The 17772-nt window shown below is 32.3% G+C and carries 17 protein-coding genes; 15 read left to right on the top strand and 2 right to left on the bottom strand.

The genetic code is table 11. The features are described 5' to 3' along the window. Positions 1-5: 5 nt before the first annotated feature. The 11 genes from AC0LWJ_RS04065 (at position 6) to AC0LWJ_RS04015 (ending at position 11508) form a co-directional block, all read left to right on the top strand. Positions 6-242: a hypothetical protein gene (locus AC0LWJ_RS04065; protein WP_474237644.1), complete on the top strand. Its 237-nt coding sequence runs from the start codon at positions 6-8 to the stop codon at positions 240-242. 89 nt (positions 243-331) lie between these two features. After that, positions 332-1291: a DNA-binding protein WhiA gene (whiA, locus tag AC0LWJ_RS04060; RefSeq protein WP_474237643.1), complete on the top strand. Its 960-nt coding sequence runs from the start codon at positions 332-334 to the stop codon at positions 1289-1291. Beyond that, positions 1288-1554, top strand: a complete 267-nt coding sequence (locus AC0LWJ_RS04055; RefSeq protein ID WP_474237642.1) for an HPr family phosphocarrier protein — start codon at positions 1288-1290, stop codon at positions 1552-1554. Before whiA ends, AC0LWJ_RS04055 begins: the two co-directional genes overlap by 4 nt. A gap of 100 nt (positions 1555-1654) precedes the next feature. After that, positions 1655-5089, top strand: a complete 3435-nt coding sequence (locus tag AC0LWJ_RS04050) for a DNA polymerase III subunit alpha (RefSeq protein ID WP_474237641.1) — start codon at positions 1655-1657, stop codon at positions 5087-5089. Positions 5090-5161: 72 nt separating this feature from the next. Further along, positions 5162-5356 (top strand): hypothetical protein, encoded by a 195-nt coding sequence (locus tag AC0LWJ_RS04045; RefSeq protein WP_474237640.1) that lies wholly within the window; start codon positions 5162-5164, stop codon positions 5354-5356. Positions 5357-5410: 54 nt separating this feature from the next. After that, positions 5411-6376, top strand: a complete 966-nt coding sequence (gene pfkA, locus AC0LWJ_RS04040) for a 6-phosphofructokinase (protein WP_474237639.1) — start codon at positions 5411-5413, stop codon at positions 6374-6376. A gap of 11 nt (positions 6377-6387) precedes the next feature. Next, complete coding sequence (pyk, locus tag AC0LWJ_RS04035; protein ID WP_474237638.1) at positions 6388-8139, top strand: pyruvate kinase; 1752 nt, start codon at positions 6388-6390, stop codon at positions 8137-8139. A 75-nt stretch (positions 8140-8214) separates the two neighbouring features. Further along, on the top strand, positions 8215-8595 hold the full coding sequence (locus tag AC0LWJ_RS04030) for an acyl-CoA thioesterase (RefSeq protein WP_503031493.1): 381 nt from the start codon (positions 8215-8217) through the stop codon (positions 8593-8595). Positions 8596-8870: 275 nt separating this feature from the next. Further along, on the top strand, positions 8871-9374 hold the full coding sequence (locus tag AC0LWJ_RS04025) for an anthranilate synthase component II (RefSeq protein WP_503031492.1): 504 nt from the start codon (positions 8871-8873) through the stop codon (positions 9372-9374). 16 nt (positions 9375-9390) lie between these two features. Then, the gene (gene pabB, locus AC0LWJ_RS04020) at positions 9391-10746 is read left to right on the top strand and encodes an aminodeoxychorismate synthase component I (protein ID WP_474237635.1); all 1356 of its coding nucleotides are present in this window, start codon (positions 9391-9393) and stop codon (positions 10744-10746) included. Between the two features lie 6 nt (positions 10747-10752). Next, positions 10753-11508, top strand: a complete 756-nt coding sequence (locus AC0LWJ_RS04015) for an aminotransferase class IV (RefSeq protein ID WP_474237634.1) — start codon at positions 10753-10755, stop codon at positions 11506-11508. A gap of 21 nt (positions 11509-11529) precedes the next feature. On the opposite strand, the gene AC0LWJ_RS04010 is transcribed toward AC0LWJ_RS04015, so the two are convergent. After that, positions 11530-12192 (bottom strand): endonuclease III domain-containing protein, encoded by a 663-nt coding sequence (locus tag AC0LWJ_RS04010; protein WP_474237633.1) that lies wholly within the window; start codon positions 12190-12192, stop codon positions 11530-11532. A 195-nt stretch (positions 12193-12387) separates the two neighbouring features. Here AC0LWJ_RS04010 and AC0LWJ_RS04005 point away from each other — a divergent pair, with 195 nt between their 5' ends. Together AC0LWJ_RS04005 and rd are read left to right on the top strand one after the other, a co-directional pair. Then, positions 12388-12651, top strand: coding sequence for a CPF_0552 family protein (locus AC0LWJ_RS04005; protein ID WP_474237632.1), 264 nt, complete (start codon positions 12388-12390; stop codon positions 12649-12651). Positions 12652-12791: 140 nt separating this feature from the next. Then, positions 12792-13475 carry a rubredoxin gene (gene rd / locus AC0LWJ_RS04000; RefSeq protein WP_474237631.1) on the top strand — a complete coding sequence of 228 codons (684 nt, stop codon included), beginning with the start codon at positions 12792-12794 and terminating at the stop codon, positions 13473-13475. Positions 13476-13515: 40 nt separating this feature from the next. On the opposite strand, the gene AC0LWJ_RS03995 is transcribed toward rd, so the two are convergent. After that, positions 13516-15906, bottom strand: a complete 2391-nt coding sequence (locus AC0LWJ_RS03995; RefSeq protein WP_474237630.1) for a heavy metal translocating P-type ATPase — start codon at positions 15904-15906, stop codon at positions 13516-13518. A 209-nt stretch (positions 15907-16115) separates the two neighbouring features. On the opposite strand from AC0LWJ_RS03995, the gene AC0LWJ_RS03990 reads away from it, so the two are divergent. Beyond that, positions 16116-16853, top strand: coding sequence for an ABC transporter ATP-binding protein (locus AC0LWJ_RS03990; RefSeq protein WP_474237629.1), 738 nt, complete (start codon positions 16116-16118; stop codon positions 16851-16853). Then, positions 16847-17767, top strand: coding sequence for a SufB/SufD family protein (locus AC0LWJ_RS03985; RefSeq protein WP_474237628.1), 921 nt, complete (start codon positions 16847-16849; stop codon positions 17765-17767). The genes AC0LWJ_RS03990 and AC0LWJ_RS03985 overlap by 7 nt, the downstream gene beginning before the upstream one ends. Positions 17768-17772: the final 5 nt, after the last annotated feature.

Here is a 17772-nt window from a genome sequence, read left to right as displayed (position 1 = left end):
AGAGTATGGAAGCAAAGCTACGGTATGGAAGAGACTATCATATTTACAAAGATTATGAAAGACTTTATGGAAATCTTGATATATTAAAGTTTGTAACAGTAAAAAAACTTGTTGAAACGGGAGAATACGAAGAATGGAAAGACTATAAAGAATTTAAAGAATGGTGTGATTTCAAAGAAAAAGGCGACTGGAAGAACTCGAAAAATTACATCGAATGGGAAATCAGCAAGATAAATTCATAATTATACAAACTCCTATTGATTTAAATCAATAGGAGTTTGTATAATTATGTAGTATAATAAAAATGTAGTAAGACATGAGGTGGAATAAAATGTCTTTTTCATCTGTAACAAAAAATGAGCTTTCAAAAATTTATCCTTCTGATATATGTTGCAAAATTGCAGAACTTGCTGCTCTTACAAGGTCTATAGGTACAATATCAATTTACGGGCATCAGAGAATGAGTTTAAGCTTTATAACAGAAAATGCTTCTGTTGCAAGGCTCATCTTTAAATTAATCAAAGATATATTCGGTATAACGTCAGAAGTCATGGTAAAAAGGAATAGCCATTTTAAAAAATCTCTTAGCTACTTAATATTGATTCCGGAAAAATCATCTGCGGAGACTATACTTAAAGTTGTTAAGATATTTAATAATGGCGAAGATGGGATAAAATTAAATTATGGCATTGATAAAGACATTATAAAGTATAAATGTTGTAAAAGAGCATATTTAAGAGGAGTCTTCTTAGGGGGCGGTTCGGTAAGCGATCCCGAAAAAGGATATCATCTTGAATTCATTACACAAAATATAGATCATGCAAAAGATTTAAAGGGATTAATAAATTCTTATCATTTACATTCAAAAATCATTGCAAGAAAAAATAATTATGTAGTATACTTAAAAGAAGGAGAAAATATTGTCGATATTTTGAATATAATAGGTGCACATAAATCCCTGTTAAATTTTGAGAATATAAGGGTTTACAAGGATATGAGAAATAAGGTTAACAGGCTTGTAAATTGTGAAACTGCAAATTTAACAAAAACAATAAATGCTTCAATAAGGCAGATTGAAAACATAGATTATATAAAACAAACAGTGGGTTTAAACAATCTACCTGATAGCTTAAAAGAAATTGCCGAAATACGTTTAAAATACCCTGATATAAGTTTAAAAGAATTAGGTCAAATGTTGGTTCCTCCTGTTGGAAAATCAGGAGTAAATCATAGATTAAGAAAAATCGAAGAAATAGCATTAGAAATAAAGGAAAGGAGACTAAAATTATGATTGAAAAAACGGTCGAAATTAAGAATAAAACAGGTCTTGATGCAAGACCGGCAGCTTTATTTGTACAAACCGCAAGTAAATTTTCTTCCCAAATCTGGGTGGAAAAAGACAATAAAAAGGTAAATGCTAAAAGCATTATGGGGATTATGTCCCTTGGAGTTGGAGAGAGTGATACTATTAAAATAATAGCAGATGGAAGTGATGAGCAAGAGGCAATAAAATCACTAATAAATTTAATTGATTCAAAATTTGGTGAAGAATAGATAAAAGGTTTTTGAAGATTTACATGAAATTAAAAATTAATGCTATTTATAAGCATTAATTTTTAATTTCAAATTGAATTTCTCCGCGAAGGTGATGATTATGTTTGTACATCTGCATGTTCATTCGGAATATAGCTTATTAGATGGCTCATGCAGGATAAAAGAGCTAATAAGGAAGGTTAAAGAACTAAATATGTCATCAGTTGCCATAACCGATCATGGGGTAATGTATGGTGTAATAGATTTTTATAAAGAAGCAAAAGCTCAAGGTATAAAACCAATCATAGGATGTGAAATATATATTGCACCACGTTCCTTATATGACAAGGATTATGGTATTGATAATCAGAATTACCATCTGGTGCTTTTGTGCAAAAATCTAACAGGTTATCGAAATCTAATGGAAATTGTTTCAAAAGCATCAATTGATGGATTTTATTACAAACCGAGGATTGACCATGATTTTTTAAGGAGTCATAGTGAAGGATTAATAGCATTAAGTGCCTGTCTTGGTGGTGAAATACCTTCATATCTGTCAATGGGTGATTATGAAAAAGCACATGATACCGCCATTTTATATCAGTCAATATTTGGAAAGGATAACTTTTATTTAGAACTTCAGGACCATGGTATTGAAGAGCAGGAAAAGATTAATTTACAGCTTATTGAATTGTCTAAGGAAACAGGTATACCATTAGTTGCAACAAATGATGTACATTATCTTGAAAAATCGGATCATAAAGCACACGAAGTCCTTTTATGTATCCAGACTGGGAAAAATTTAGAGGACAAAGACAGGATGTCATTTCCTACTGATGAATTTTATCTTAAATCACCTGAAGAGATGGAAAAGCTATTCTCTTTTTGTAAAGAAGCTATTCAAAATACTGAAAAAATTGCAGATATGTGTGATATTGAATTTGAGTTTAATAAAACTAAGCTTCCTAAATATGAGCTGCCTGATGGAATAACATCAGCAGAATATTTAAGGCAACTATGTTTTGATGGTTTAAAGAAAAGATATAGTGAAATAACTGATGAGATAATAGACAGGCTAAATTATGAGATATCTGTTATTGAACAGATGGGATTTGTAGATTATTTCTTAATTGTATGGGATTTTATTAAATTTGCAAATGACAATAATATTATGACAGGTCCGGGAAGGGGTTCTGCAGCCGGCAGTTTAGTGGCATACTGCCTTGGCATAACAAAAATAGATCCGATAAGGTATAATCTTCTTTTTGAAAGGTTTTTAAATCCTGAAAGAGTCAGCATGCCTGATATTGATTCGGATTTTTGCTATGAAAGAAGACAGGAAGTAATTGATTATGTTGTGAAAAAATATGGAGAAGATAAGGTTGCACAGATAATTACATTTGGAACTATGGCAGCAAGGGCAGTCATAAGGGATGTGGGCAGAGCTTTAAATTATCCCTATGCCGAAGTTGATTCAATAGCTAAGATGATACCTTTTGAACTAAGCATGACTATTGATAAGGCGCTTCTATGCAATTTGGAATTAAAGAAAAGATATGAGGAAGATGAAAGGATTAAATTACTTATAGATATATCAAAATCCCTTGAAGGGCTTCCGAGACATGCATCAACACATGCAGCAGGTGTTGTCATATCGAGAGAACCTCTTGTTAAATATGTTCCGCTTCAGAAGAATGAAGGCACAATTGTAACACAATTTACGATGACAACCCTTGAAGAACTTGGACTGCTTAAAATGGATTTTTTGGGTTTAAGAACAATTACGGTTATACGAGACACGGTTAACATGATAAAAGAAAATACCGGTATTGAAGTAGATATTAATAATATTAATTTCGAGGACAGTCATGTATATGACCTTATAAGCCATGGTGATACGGAAGGGGTTTTTCAGCTTGAGTCATCAGGCATGAAACAATTTATGACGGAATTAAAGCCTCAAAAGCTTGAAGATATTATAGCAGGGATTTCCCTTTATAGACCAGGTCCTATGGACCAGATACCAAGGTACATAGAAAATAAAAATAATCCAGACAAAATAAAATATGAACATCCGCTTTTAAAACCTATACTTGAAGTCACATATGGCTGTATGGTTTATCAGGAACAGGTAATGCAGATAGTACGAGATTTGGCAGGATATTCTCTTGGAAGGTCTGACCTTGTAAGACGTGCCATGTCAAAGAAAAAAATGAAGGTTATGGAAGAAGAACGAAAGAATTTTATTTTTGGTATAAAAGATGAAAATGGTGCCTATGTTGTGCCTGGTGCGGTACAAAATGGAGTTGATGAGAAAACCGCAAATAAATTATTTGATGAAATGATGGATTTTGCTAAATATGCTTTTAATAAATCCCATGCGGCGGCATATGCTGTTATAGCATATCAAACGGCTTATTTAAAAAAATATTATCCCGTGGAATTTATGGCGGCACTTTTGAATAATTTTGTTGATAACATGGACAAGGTTGCATTTTATGTTCAGGTATGCAGAAAAATGGGAATAAAGATATTGCCACCTGATATTAATGAGAGTTTCTCACATTTCAGTGTCATAGATGCTAATATACGTTTTGGACTTGCAGCTGTTAAAAATGTCGGTTTAAATGTGACATATGAAATAGTTAATGAAAGGGAAGCAAATGGCAAATATAAGTCGATAGTAGATTTTTTTGAAAGGTTAGAGGGAAGTCAGTTAAATAAGAAGGCTGTTGAAAGTTTGATAAAGGCAGGTGCTTTTAGCTCATTCGGCATTTACAGGTCACAACTTCTTGCAGTATATGAAAAAATGATGGAGGATGTTTATAAAAATAAAGGAAGAAATTTGGATGGGCAGATATCCTTTTTTAAACATAAAGATACAGAAAATTTAATGGATTTTATTTTTCCTGATTTAGAAGAATTTCCTAAGAATATAATTTTATCCATGGAAAAAGAAGTGATGGGATTGTACATAAGCGGACATCCCCTTGATGAGTTTATTGAAGATATTCAAAAGATAACTAAATATACCACGAGGGATATTAAATCAAATGATGAAGAATTGACAAAAAGTCAAATATTCGATAATCAGGAAGTAATACTGGCAGGAATAATAGAGAGAAAAAAAGTCAAATTTACAAAAAATAATAATATGATGGCATTTATAAGTATTGAAGATTTATATGGTACGATTGAGGTAATTGTTTTTCCTTCAGTATATGAAAAATACTTAAATTATATTAAAGAAGATTTTCCTGTTATAATTAGGGGGAAAGTTAGCATAAAAGAAGATGAAGAACCAAAAATACTGTGTGACGAAATAAAACCGCTAACACATATTATAAATAAAAAGCTTTGGCTTAATATTAAAAAATCTGTAAATATAGAGAAAATTAAAATGATATTAAGCAAACACAAAGGGAATATACCCGTTTTTATAAGATTAAGCAATAAAAACTTTGTAGCAAATAAGGATTTATGGGTCAATGGGAATGAACATATGATTGAAGAATTAAATAATATCCTTGGGAAAGATAATGTTAAAATCATGTAATTTTTAAGATGTTTGTTGATACTATATTAAAAATAAACTAAAATAATAATATAAAATCAAGGGGGCCTTTTTATGTGGACAGTAATTTATATGGCAAATAGTTTGGAAACTGCTGAAAAGGTCAAAAAAATTATGATAAAAGAGGGATTCTTAGTCAGATTGAGAATCATAGATAAGTATGTAGATAAGAATGGATGTTATGAGGTGATGGTTCCATATTCAGAAGCAATTGATGCGCAAAATATTCTTATACGAAACGGTTTATGATGTAATAATACATATAATTCAGGATATAGCGCATAAGGATAAGGAGGAAAGCAAATGAAAACAATAGGAATATTAACCAGTGGTGGCGATGCACCGGGGATGAATGCTGCCATAAGAGCCGTTGTAAGAACTGCTATTTATAATGGTTTAAAAGTTAAAGGAATTATGCGAGGATATGCAGGTATACTTCAGGGTGAATTTATTGATATGAATTTATCCTCTGTGGCTGATATTCTTCAAAAAGGCGGAACCATCCTAAGAACTGCCAGGTGTGATGAATTCAAGCAAAAAGAAGTAAGGAAAAAAGCAGCAGAAATTTTGAAAACTCATGGGATTGAGGGACTTATAGTAATTGGCGGTGATGGTTCTTTTAGAGGTGCACAGCTTTTAAGCAGTGAGACAGGAGTAAATACCATAGGGATTCCTGGTACAATTGATAATGACATTTCCTGTTCAGATTATACAATAGGGTTTGATACGGCATGTAATACAGCTATTGATGCTATCAATAAAATAAGAGATACGGCAACATCCCATGAAAGGGCAAATATAATAGAAGTTATGGGGAGAAATGCTGGTTATATAGCATTATATGCAGGAGTTGCAGGTGGTGCAGAAATTATAATTCTTCCAGAGGTTCAATGGAATATAAATGAAATCTGTGAAAAAATCACATATGGGATTAAAAGAAAAAAACTCCACCATATTATCGTACTTGCTGAAGGTGTTATAAGTGCAGCTGAATTAGATAAAATGATAAGGGAAAGACTTCCGAAACTTGATTTAAGACATACTACACTTGGTTATATTCAGAGAGGTGGTGCACCATCTGTGATGGATAGGATTCTTGCAAGCCAGATGGGAGCAAGAGCAGTTGAATTGATTCTGGAAAATAAATCTCAAAGGGTTGTAAGTATAAGAAACAATAAAATAGTAGATGATGATATTAATAGTGCATTATCTATGAAAAAAGAATTTAACTATAACTTATATGAACTTAGTAAAATATTATCAATATAAGGAGTGAGGATATGCGCAAAACTAAGATAGTATCTACTATTGGACCCGCAAGTGATGATTTTAACATTTTAAAAGAGCTTATTCAAAATGGTTTGAATATAGCAAGGCTTAATTTTTCGCATGGGGATTTCAACGAGCATGGTTTACGAATCGATAATATCAAAAAAATAAGAGAAGAATTGAATTTACCTATAGCAATAATGCTTGATACAAAAGGACCTGAGATAAGAACGGGTAAATTTAAAAACGGTGGAGTTGAATTAAAAGAAGGTCAAACTTATACTATTACTACACGAGAAATCGAGGGTGACGAAACTATTTGTTCTGTTACATATAAAGACCTTCCTAAGGATGTGGAAAAAGGATTTCATATATTGATAGATGATGGGCTTATCTCAATGAAGGTGGTAGATGTCAGCGGAGAGGATATAAAATGTATTGTTGAAAATTCTGGTATATTAAAAGATCAAAAAGGTGTGAATGTACCTGGTGCAAAATTAAATTTACCAGCTTTAACACAAAAAGACAAGGATGATATTGAATTTGGCATTAAAAAAGGGATAGATATGATTGCTGTATCATTTGTAAGGAAGGCTGCTGATGTGCTGGCAATAAGAAAGCTTTTAGAGAAAAACAATGCAGGTCATGTTATCATAATCTCTAAAATTGAAAGCCGTGAAGGTGTTGAAAATATTGATGAAATCATAAAGGTTTCTGATGGAATAATGGTTGCACGTGGAGACCTCGGTGTTGAAATTCCAATTGAAGACATTCCGATAGTTCAGAAAAAGATTATAGAAAAATGCAATAAGGTTGGGAAACCGGTTGTTACTGCAACACAGATGTTGGATTCAATGATAAGGAATCCAAGACCAACAAGGGCAGAAGTTACTGATGTGGCAAATGCAATACTTGACGGAACAGATGCCATAATGCTTTCAGGGGAAACTGCTCAAGGGAAATATCCTGTTGCAGCATTAAAGACAATGGCAAGTATAGCTGAAAAAATAGAATCATATGTCAGCTATAAGAAGAATGGTGATAAAACTATCGATTATAATATATCTGTAACAAATGCAATAAGTCACGCTACCTGTGAAACTGCAAAGGATATTGGTGCATCTGCAATAATTACCCCTACTAAATCCGGATATACTGCAAGAATGGTATCAAGATACAGACCTTTTGCACCAATAATTGCAATAACACATGATGAAGGTGTAGCAAGAAGATTAAGCATTGTATGGGGAGTATATCCACTTTATTCACCAAAGGTTAATTCAACAGATGAGATGATAGAAGTGTCTATTGAAACGGCTTTAAAGGCAGGTCTTGTAAGGAATGGGGATATTGTAGTAATAACTGCCGGTATACCGGTTGATATGACTGGAACAACCAATATGTTAAAAGTACATATAGTTGGTGATGTCATAGCTAAAGGGACTGGTATAGGCGTAAAATCAATTACAGGTGTTGCATGTATTGTAAATGATGTTGAAAAGGACGGATATAAATTTAAAGAGGGTGATATTATCGTTGCACTTAAAACAGAAAGAGATTACATGCCTTTAATAGAAAAGGCGTCTGGTATAATTACTGAAGAAGGCGGGTTTACTTCACATGCTGCAATTGTTGGCTTGAATTATGGCATTCCTGTCATTGTTGGATGTGAGGGTGCAACATCAAAATTGACAGAGGGGTTGACAATAACACTTGATACGGCAAGAGGATTGGTCTATAAAGGGGTTATGAATATTAAATAGCAGTGCTTTTTAATAGGGGGTAATATTTTGTATTATGATACAGAAATCAGGGTACATTATGGCGAAACAGATAAGATGGAAGTAGTATACTATGCCAATTATTTAAATTGGTTTGAGATAGGCAGAACAGAATTTTTTCGCTCTCTCGGGATGACATACAGAGAACTTGAAGACAACAATATAATGCTGCCAGTAATAGAAGCCTATTGCAAATATTTAATTTCGGCACTATATGATGACCTTATAATAATTCGTACAAAAATAGAATTATTAAAATATACAAGAATTTGTTTTGCATATGATATAATACGTGAGAATGATAAAAAACTTCTTGCAGTAGGCAGGACAGAACATCCCTTTACAACGCTGAATAAAAAACCGGTAAGTCTTTATAAAGTTTTACCAGAGGTGTATAATATGTTATTAAAATGCTATACAGAAAATTCTAAAGTATAATTATAAATTTTCCATTTGAGGTATAAATTTATAAATTTAGTATTATAATAAAATAGGTAACCGATTTTATAGGAGGATTAGTCCTCCATATTTTTATATGTAATTGATATTAATTTCATAGATAAATTTTCTCCTCCGGTTGTTTTTATGTATCATTCCTGCTATAATGTAAAAATAAAAGATTTTCTACATTTAAGAGGGTGAGTCAAATAAGCAAGGTGTTGATTATCGATAATTATGATTCCTTTACATACAACCTTGTTCAGTATTTTAAAATGTTAAAAGGTACTGTTCAGGTTTATAGAAATGATGAAATAAATTTAGATGATATAGATGAGATAAAGCCATCCCATATTGTGATTTCCCCAGGACCATGTACGCCACGTGAATCAGGGGTTTCTTTAAAGGTTATAAAAATGTATTATAACAAGCTTCCTATTTTGGGAGTGTGTTTGGGACATCAATCAATTGCTTATACATTTGGATCTGAAATTATAAAAGCAAAAGAACCGGTACATGGAAAAGTATGGAAGATTCATCATAACAATACCGGTGTTTTCATGGGAATAAAAAATCCGTTAAATGTAACAAGATATCATTCTTTAGTCATTAATCCTGATACAATACCTAATGAATTTGTTGTTACCGCATGGACAGACGAAGGAGAAATAATGGGAATAAAGCATAAATCATATCCACTTGAAGGCATTCAGTTTCATCCTGAAGCTGTGTTAACTGAATATGGACTTTATATGCTGAATACTTTTTTGACGTATTGATGAGGAGGAAGACATTTTGGCAAAATTAAAAATATTTAAAAAAGAACTTAATTATATTGAACCAAGTGTTTTGTTCAATACTTTTTATAAGGGGGAAAATTCAATATGGCTTGACAGTTCCCTTCATAACAAATTCGGAAGATACTCTATCATGGCTTTTGATGCAGATACAATATTTAAAAGTACAGGAGAAAATATTGAAATAGAATATAAGGATGTTAAAACAAATAAAAAAGGTAATCCTATTTTAGAGTTCTATAAATTATTTGAGGAAAACAAGGCTGAGAATGCTACGCAGCTTCCTTTTGGGGCAGGGGCACTTGGATATTTGTCATATGATTTAGCTTGGCAGATTGAGAAACTTCCCGACTTGGCAAAGAAACAGATTGATATTCCAGATATATATTTTTGTTTTTACAGTTGGGCTTTTATCTATGACCATTTAGAGAATAGATTATTTCTAACCTACATTGATGGAAAAGTTGATGTGGATTATATATTTTCAAAGCTGCCGGATAAAAAAGAATTTACTCCTGCTAAGGTATATTCATCAAAGCTTGATTCGTGTTTTAATAAAGAAGAATATATTAAATTAGTAAAAAGGATAAAAGATTATATTAAAGAAGGAGATATATATCAAGCCAACCTTTCTAACAGGTATTTTTGTAAAATATTCAGCAGCCCTATAGAGGTGTACTACAGGTTAAGGGAATTAAATCCGGCACCTTTTTCTGCTTTTTTGGATTTTGGAGACTTTCATGTATTAAGCTCATCACCTGAAAGATTTATTCTTACTAAAGATAAATATATTGAAACAAGACCTATTAAAGGTACGAGGAAAAAAGGGAGCAATATAACAGAAAATGAGTGTCTCAAAACCGAACTTTTAAATAGCGTAAAAGACAGAGCAGAACTGCTTATGATTATTGACCTTGAAAGAAATGACTTGGGGAAAATATGCAAAGCAGGGAGTGTAAAAGTGCCGCAGCTTTATACTGTAGAAGAATATGCGACGGTAAACCATTTGGTGTCAACGGTAACAGGAAATTTATGTGATGATATAGGGATAAATGAAATAATAAAGGCGGTATTTCCGGGTGGTTCTATTACGGGGGCTCCAAAGATAAGGGCTATGGAGATAATAGAGGAACTTGAAATGTATAAAAGGAATGTATATACAGGTTCAATTGGTTATATATCATACTGCGGTGATATGGATATGAATATTGCCATTAGGACGATAGTTATTAATAAAAATATGGCATTTTATAACGTGGGGGGAGGAATAATCTGGGATTCCGTACCCGAAGATGAATATTATGAAACCCTTTATAAAGGACAAGCTCTTTATAAAACCTTGGGAGGAGAATGAAAGCACATGGGATATTATTGCTGCTTAAAAAAGGATATTATTGTTTCAAATGCTTTTCTTTATGGTATGTCTGTTTTTGAAACTATACTGATCGAAAATGGCAATGCAGAATATTTAAAAGACCATTATTTACGTATGATCGATGGTCTAAAGAAGCTTAATATCGAGTTTAATGTAAAATATGAGGAGATAAAAGAAAAGGTTTATGAATACATAAAGGAAAATAGGTTGACTAAAAGCATACTACGCTTGACGGCTTTTGAGCAAGGTTATTTGATAACACATAGAGAATATAATTATAAAAAGGAAAATTTTAAAGAAGGTATTGACCTTTGTTTTGCTAAGAGCATAAGAGATAAAAATAACCCATTAACATATATAAAATCATCAAATTATGCAGTAAATATCATAGAAGCCGGTATTGCCAAAGAAAAAGGATTTGCACAAGCATTATTTTTAAATCAACATGGTGAAATATGCGAAACAAATTGTGCAAATATTTTCTTCATAGATAAATGCAACATAATAACACCAAAGGTTGAATGTGGACTCCTTGATGGTGTAATGCGTCAGAAAATAATTAAAAAAGCTATAGATTTGGGTATAAAAATCGTGGAAACCCAGATAAAAAAGGAAGAGATTTATAAATTTCAGGGTGCATTTGTTTCAAATAGCATATTCAAAATTTTGCCGATAAAGAAAATAAACGAAATAGTTTTTGATATATCTGATATAACAAATAAACTTTTACTGTATATATAATCATTTTTATTATAGAATAAATCACATTGATGTATTGTTGTAAGAACATAAGGTTTTTAATGGGCAAACATCACAGCAAGGGTTTTTACCTTGACAGTAATTTTTTCCCAGAGCAACGATAAGAGCGTGATATTCATTAAATAAGTAAGTATTGCAAGGCAGGTTATTCATAAAAAAATCTTGAATAATTTGGTAATCTTCATTTCCTTTTAAGTATCCGAGTCTTGTAAAAATCCTTTTAGTATAAGCATCTACAACAAAAATAGGTTTATTTGCAGCATACAAGATTATAGAATCTGCTGTTTCTTTTCCTATTCCTTTAATAAGCAAAAGTTCTTTTCTTAATTCATACATGTTTTTATCAAATATTTTAAAGATGTTGCTATCGTATTTTTCTTTTACATAATGGCAAAACCTTTTAAGTTTATCGGCTTTTTGGTTATGGTACAAAGTAGACCGTATAAGATTCGCAAGTTTTTGATTTTGAACATTTATAATACCTTCTATTGAAAGGATACCTTCATACTTAAGGTTTATTATTGCTTTTTCTACATTTTTCCAAGAAACACTTTGAGTGAGAATTGCACCGATAATTACTTCAAAGGCAGACTCAGCCGGCCACCAATTCTGAGGACCGAAAAAAGAAAACAATTTGTTATATATATCTAATAAAGTATTTTTCATAGATTTCACTTCCTTAAATACAGTTAAACTATATGTATTATATAATCTTACATGTTTAAATACAATATTTTCAGATACATATGTCAACTTGTTGACTAATACTTTTATAAATGTTACTATTAAATTAGAAAGCTTTTCTTTAAATAAAGATTAAAGCTTTCAAAATAAATTTATAAATCAAAGGAGGAATATCACATGAATTGTTACAACTTGATGGGAATTGTTATTGGGAAAAGATGTGAAAATGCAGTAAAAGTCCAGGAGATACTGACAAAATACGGTTGCATAATTAAAGTACGTCTCGGATTGCATGAATCTAACGATAATGTGTGCTCACAAGATGGCTTTATTGTTTTACAGCTTTGCGGGTCTAAGGATGAAATATCCAATCTTTGTGGTGAACTAAATTCAATCAAAGGAGTTACTGCTGATATAGTTACTATAGAAGCTAAAGAATAAATACTTTAGTTCCAATCTTTAAGGGGAATCATTCTGCTTTAATTATTTTTTCTGATTTTAAATCTTGCAATTTCATTTTTTGTTTATATAAAGTAAATATATCTTAGAAAATTTAAATAATATAGAGGGAGATGATACAATTGGATAGAAATGCCCTCAGGAGTATAACGTATGGATTATATGTAATAACTGCTAAAGCAGGCAGTCATCAAAATGGGCAAATTGCCAACACTGTATTTCAAGTTTCTTCTGAACCTCCTATTATAGCAGTAGGCATTAATCGTCAGAATTACAGTTATGGATTGATTCGGGAAAGTAAGAACTTTGTCATTTCTGTACTTTCCAAGGAGGCTCCATTGTCGTTAGTCGGTCTTTTTGGTTTTAAGTCAGGACGAGATGTTGATAAATTAGGACAGGTTAAATATCAAGTGACCTCAAAGGGCGTTCCTTATTTAATTGAAAATTCTTTGGCTTATTTTGAACTTGAGGTCTTGAAAGAGATTGAAGTTAGTACACATAACATATTTGTAGGACGTTTAACAGATGCGGTTGTCTTAGAAAAAGGAGAACCTATGACATATGCATATTACCAAGAGCTTAAAAATGGTACTACACCTAAAACGGCACCTACTTTTGTAAAAGAAATAGAGGAAAAGAAAGCTGCAACAGATCGTTATCGTTGTACTATTTGTAATTACATTTATAATCCTGCAGAAGGAGATATGGAAAACAATATTAAACCAGGAACACTTTTTGACCAACTGCCTGATGATTGGGTATGTCCCATATGTGGAGCAGGTAAAGATGCATTTGAAAAGATTTAGTGTTAAAAGGGATGGTGAAAGATTACCATCCCCATATTTTTTATCTGCCTGCTTTGAATCTTTTAAGCCTCAAGGCGTTAGATACTACAGATACAGAGCTGAATGCCATTGCTCCACCTGCTATAGCCGGATTTAAAAGACCGATAGCAGCAATTGGGATGCCTATTGAATTGTAAATAAAAGCCCAGAATAAATTTTGATGAATATTTCTCATTGTAGCTCTGCTTAATTTTATTGCAGTTACCAATCCCATTAAATTTCCGCTTATTAATGTTATATCAGATGTTTCTATTGCCACATCAGTACCCGTTCCTATGGCAATGCCTACATCGGCTTGTGCCAACGCTGGTGCGTCATTTATGCCATCCCCAACCATTGCAACTATTTTACCTTGTTTTTGAAGTTTCATAACCTCTTCTGCCTTATGTTCAGGTAAAACTTCGGCAAGTATATTTTTTATACCTACCTGTTTTGCTATTGCTACTGCGGTTCTTTTATTATCACCTGTGATCATATATATATCAATATTCATATCTTGCAGTTCTTTTATTGCTTTTTTAGAATCATCTTTTACGGTATCAGCCACTGCGATAATTCCTTCTGCTTTTTTTGTAGAAGCTAAGACCATTGCTGTTTTCCCTTCAGACTCTAATTTTTTTAGTTGTGGTTCTATATCGGAAATATCAATATTTAGTTTCTTCATAAGTCTTCTGTTGCCAATATAAAACTCTTTTTTATAGACTGTAATACAAATACCGTGACCTGGTACAGCTTCAAATTTATCCGGGTCTATTAATTTTTTTGATGTTTCCCTTGCTTTATTTACAATTGCTTCACCAAGGGGATGCTCAGAATTTTTTTCTGCGATTCCTGATATTTCTATTATTTTATCTTCTTTCATCTCGCCTGTTGATATAACATCTGTTACTTCTGGTTCTCCTTTAGTTATGGTACCGGTTTTATCCAGTACTATAGCATTTATCTCTTTAGCTTTTTGCAGATATTCTCCACCTTTTATGAGAATACCGTTTTCTGCCCCTTTGCCAGTTCCTACCATAACTGACGTAGGTGTTGCAAGTCCAAGAGAACAAGGGCATGCAACAACAAGGACACAGACCGCATTTATTATACCTGCATTTATATTGCCTAATACTAAATACCATATTAGAAATGTTAAAACTGCTATGACCAAAACAACAGGGACAAAAACCCCGGAAACCTTGTCTGCCAATGCCTGTATTGGCGCTTTTGAGCCTTGTGCATCTTCTACCATTTTGACGATTTGTGAAAGTACCGTATCTTTACCAACTTTTGTTGCTTTAAATTTAAATGTTCCTGTTTTGTTTATGGTTGCACCTATAACTTCATCACCGGTATTTTTTTCTACTGGTATTGATTCCCCTGTTATCATGGATTCGTCAATCGCAGAATATCCCTCGATTATTTTTCCGTCAACAGGTATTTTTTCACCTGGTCTGACGATTATAATATCATTTACTTTAACCTCTTCAATTGGTATATCCAGTTCCTGATCATTTCTTATTACCCTTGCTGTTTTTGCTTGAAGCCCCATAAGTTTTCTAATTGCTTCAGAGGTCTTACCCTTTGCTATTGCTTCAAGCATTTTTCCAAATGTTACAAGTGTAATTACAACTGCAGATGCTTCAAAATACATATAATTATGAATCTGAGACATTGGTTTTGTAAGAACATTAAATAAACTATAAAAGTATGCTGCGGAAGTTCCAAGTGCCACTAATGTGTCCATATTGGCAGACCTATTTTTTAAGTTATGCCAAGCACCTCTATAATATCTAAAACCTATTATAAATTGAACAGGTGTTGAAAGGGTAATTTGAAACCATGGATTATCAAGAATCCCTCCTGGCAATTTAAATATTCTTAAAATCATGGATAATAACAATGGAACTGTCAAAATTGACGATATAATGACAAGATTTCTCGTATTTTTTATTTCTGCTTCTTTTTTTCCTGTTTCTATGGCTGTTTCTTTTTTTTCTTTTGCATCATACCCAATATTTCTTACAGCTTTTATTATTGTATCAACATTTATTTCATCAGAATTGTATTCAACTGTTGCATTTTCTGTTGCAAAATTTACTGAAGCATGACTTACACCGGGTAATTTATTTAGTGTCCTTTCAATTTTAGCTGCACATGCTGCACAGGACATGCCTATAAGTATTAATTCTACTTTATCCTTAATAATATCATATCCTAAATCTTTTATACTATTTTCCATATCTTTTGTATTGATTCTTTCAGGGTCGTATGTTACCGTCGCCTTTTCTAATGCCAGATTTACATTTGCATCACTAATGCCCTTCATATTTTTAAGTTCTTTTTCGATTTTTGCTGCACATGCTGCACAAGACATTCCTAATATCTTTAAACTGGCTTTTTCCGTCATTCTGCTCACTCCTTTATATGTTCGTGATACCCTATATAGGTATCTTGCCTTATATTATAGATTCCTTATCTTATTATGTCAATATAATTTATGATCTTTTTAAACTTTTTTGTAAAGTGTAAAACTTATATTGACAATAAAATATAATTAAATTATAATGTTAAAAGAAAACGTTTATTGATTAAATCAAGCAGAGAAAGGTGATTTAAATGCTTAAACTTCTTAATGTCAGTTATATGGTTGAGGATAAAACTGTAGAAATCATAAAAAACATAAGCTTTGAATTTGATAAAAATAAAATATATGTAATTACCGGACCTAATGGCGGAGGGAAATCCTCACTTGCTAAGTTGCTTATGGGAATATATAAGGTATCTTCAGGTAAAATTTTTTATAATGAAAAAGATATAACAGATCTTGGAATAACAGAAAGGGCAAAACTTGGAATCGGATATGCATTTCAGCATCCGCCTAAATTTAAGGGTATGAAGGTAAGTGAACTGCTTAAGATTTCGGCTTCAAATGATAAGTCAACGATAGATATGCGTAATTTACTGTTGGATGTTGGGCTTTGCCCTAAGGATTATATAGATAGAGAAATAGATGGGAGTCTCTCTGGAGGTGAACTAAAACGAATAGAAATTGCAACAATTTTAGCCAGAAGACCTAATTTTGCCATATTTGATGAACCTGAGGCAGGGATAGATTTATGGAGTTTTCAAAAATTAGCAGATACTTTCAAAAAATTGCATGAAGATACTGATTCAACCTTAGTTATCATTTCACATCAGGAAAGGATATTAAATTTAGCTGATGAGGTTATCCTTATTGCAAATGGAGAAATAAAAGAGGTTGCCGATAAAGATGAGATATTGATGGAAATAAGAAACAGTGAAGATGGGGACTGTAGAAAAATATGTAAAATAGGAAGTGAAAGGATATGTTAAGTGAAATAGAAAAACAAGTTTTAGAAGCGATATCAGATACTCATAATATACCACAAGTTGCCTATAATCTTAGAAAAAATGGAGAAAGTGTCGACAGAAAAGTTGATGAAGATATTACTATAGTTACTAAGAATGATAAGCCGGGAATTGACGTTTTTATTAAGCCGGGTACTAAAAATAAAAGTGTTCATATACCTGTTATTATTTCTAAAGCAGGTATAAATGATGTGGTTTATAACAGTTTTGACATTGGAGAGGATAGCGACGTGCTTATTGTTGCTGGTTGTGGTATCCATAATCCGGGGAATGAAGGTTCACAGCACGATGGTATTCATGATTTTAAGGTTCATAAAAATGCTCATTTGAAGTATACTGAAAAGCATTATGCACAAGGGGAAGGTAAAGGTAAAAAAATTCTTAATCCTAAAACTATTCTTGAAGTATACGAAGGTGGGTTCGTTGAAATGGAATTAATACAGATTAAGGGGGTAGATTTTACAAATCGTGAAACTGAAGTTAGACTTCATGAGGGCGCACGATTAATAGTAACTGAAAGATTATTTACTGATTACAGCCAGAAAGCGGAATCCCATATAACTATTCAACTAATGGGGGCGAATTCTTCAGCTCAAATTATCTCAAGGTCTGTTGCAAAAGGGAAATCTGAGCAGATATATTATTTTAATATGATAGGTAAAAACAAATGTGCAGGTCATATACAGTGTGATGCTATAATTATGGATGAAGCAAAAGTTACATCAATTCCGGCGATTTCGGCTTTTCATCAAGATGCACAGCTTATACATGAGGCAGCGATAGGTAAGATTTCATCAGAACAGTTAATCAAGCTTATGTCTTTAGGTTTATCTGAAAAGGAAGCTGAAGAAAAAATATTGGAAGGGTTTTTAAAATAGCTTGC

The organism is Aceticella sp. 75b-Ac (genome assembly GCF_056032965.2).
Note: the sequence above shows the minus strand (reverse complement) of the source record. Positions and strands in the feature narration are given on the sequence as shown.

Excerpts from the sequence above, each read along its gene's own strand:
- AC0LWJ_RS04045 (WP_474237640.1), top strand. The coding sequence starts at position 5,162 with ATGTGGACAGTAATTTATATGGCAAATAGTTTGGAAACTGCTGAAAAG.
- pfkA (WP_474237639.1), top strand. The coding sequence starts at position 5,411 with ATGAAAACAATAGGAATATTAACCAGTGGTGGCGATGCACCGGGGATG.
- AC0LWJ_RS04050 (WP_474237641.1), top strand. The coding sequence starts at position 1,655 with ATGTTTGTACATCTGCATGTTCATTCGGAATATAGCTTATTAGATGGC.
- AC0LWJ_RS04015 (WP_474237634.1), top strand. The coding sequence starts at position 10,753 with ATGGGATATTATTGCTGCTTAAAAAAGGATATTATTGTTTCAAATGCT.
- AC0LWJ_RS04030 (WP_503031493.1), top strand. The coding sequence starts at position 8,215 with ATGGAAGTAGTATACTATGCCAATTATTTAAATTGGTTTGAGATAGGC.
- AC0LWJ_RS04005 (WP_474237632.1), top strand. The coding sequence starts at position 12,388 with ATGAATTGTTACAACTTGATGGGAATTGTTATTGGGAAAAGATGTGAA.
- AC0LWJ_RS03990 (WP_474237629.1), top strand. The coding sequence starts at position 16,116 with ATGCTTAAACTTCTTAATGTCAGTTATATGGTTGAGGATAAAACTGTA.
- whiA (WP_474237643.1), top strand. The coding sequence starts at position 332 with ATGTCTTTTTCATCTGTAACAAAAAATGAGCTTTCAAAAATTTATCCT.
- AC0LWJ_RS04025 (WP_503031492.1), top strand. The coding sequence starts at position 8,871 with ATGTTAAAAGGTACTGTTCAGGTTTATAGAAATGATGAAATAAATTTA.
- AC0LWJ_RS04055 (WP_474237642.1), top strand. The coding sequence starts at position 1,288 with ATGATTGAAAAAACGGTCGAAATTAAGAATAAAACAGGTCTTGATGCA.
- AC0LWJ_RS04065 (WP_474237644.1), top strand. The coding sequence starts at position 6 with ATGGAAGCAAAGCTACGGTATGGAAGAGACTATCATATTTACAAAGAT.
- AC0LWJ_RS03995 (WP_474237630.1), bottom strand. The coding sequence starts at position 15,906 with ATGACGGAAAAAGCCAGTTTAAAGATATTAGGAATGTCTTGTGCAGCA.
- AC0LWJ_RS04010 (WP_474237633.1), bottom strand. The coding sequence starts at position 12,192 with ATGAAAAATACTTTATTAGATATATATAACAAATTGTTTTCTTTTTTC.
- pyk (WP_474237638.1), top strand. The coding sequence starts at position 6,388 with ATGCGCAAAACTAAGATAGTATCTACTATTGGACCCGCAAGTGATGAT.
- AC0LWJ_RS03985 (WP_474237628.1), top strand. The coding sequence starts at position 16,847 with ATGTTAAGTGAAATAGAAAAACAAGTTTTAGAAGCGATATCAGATACT.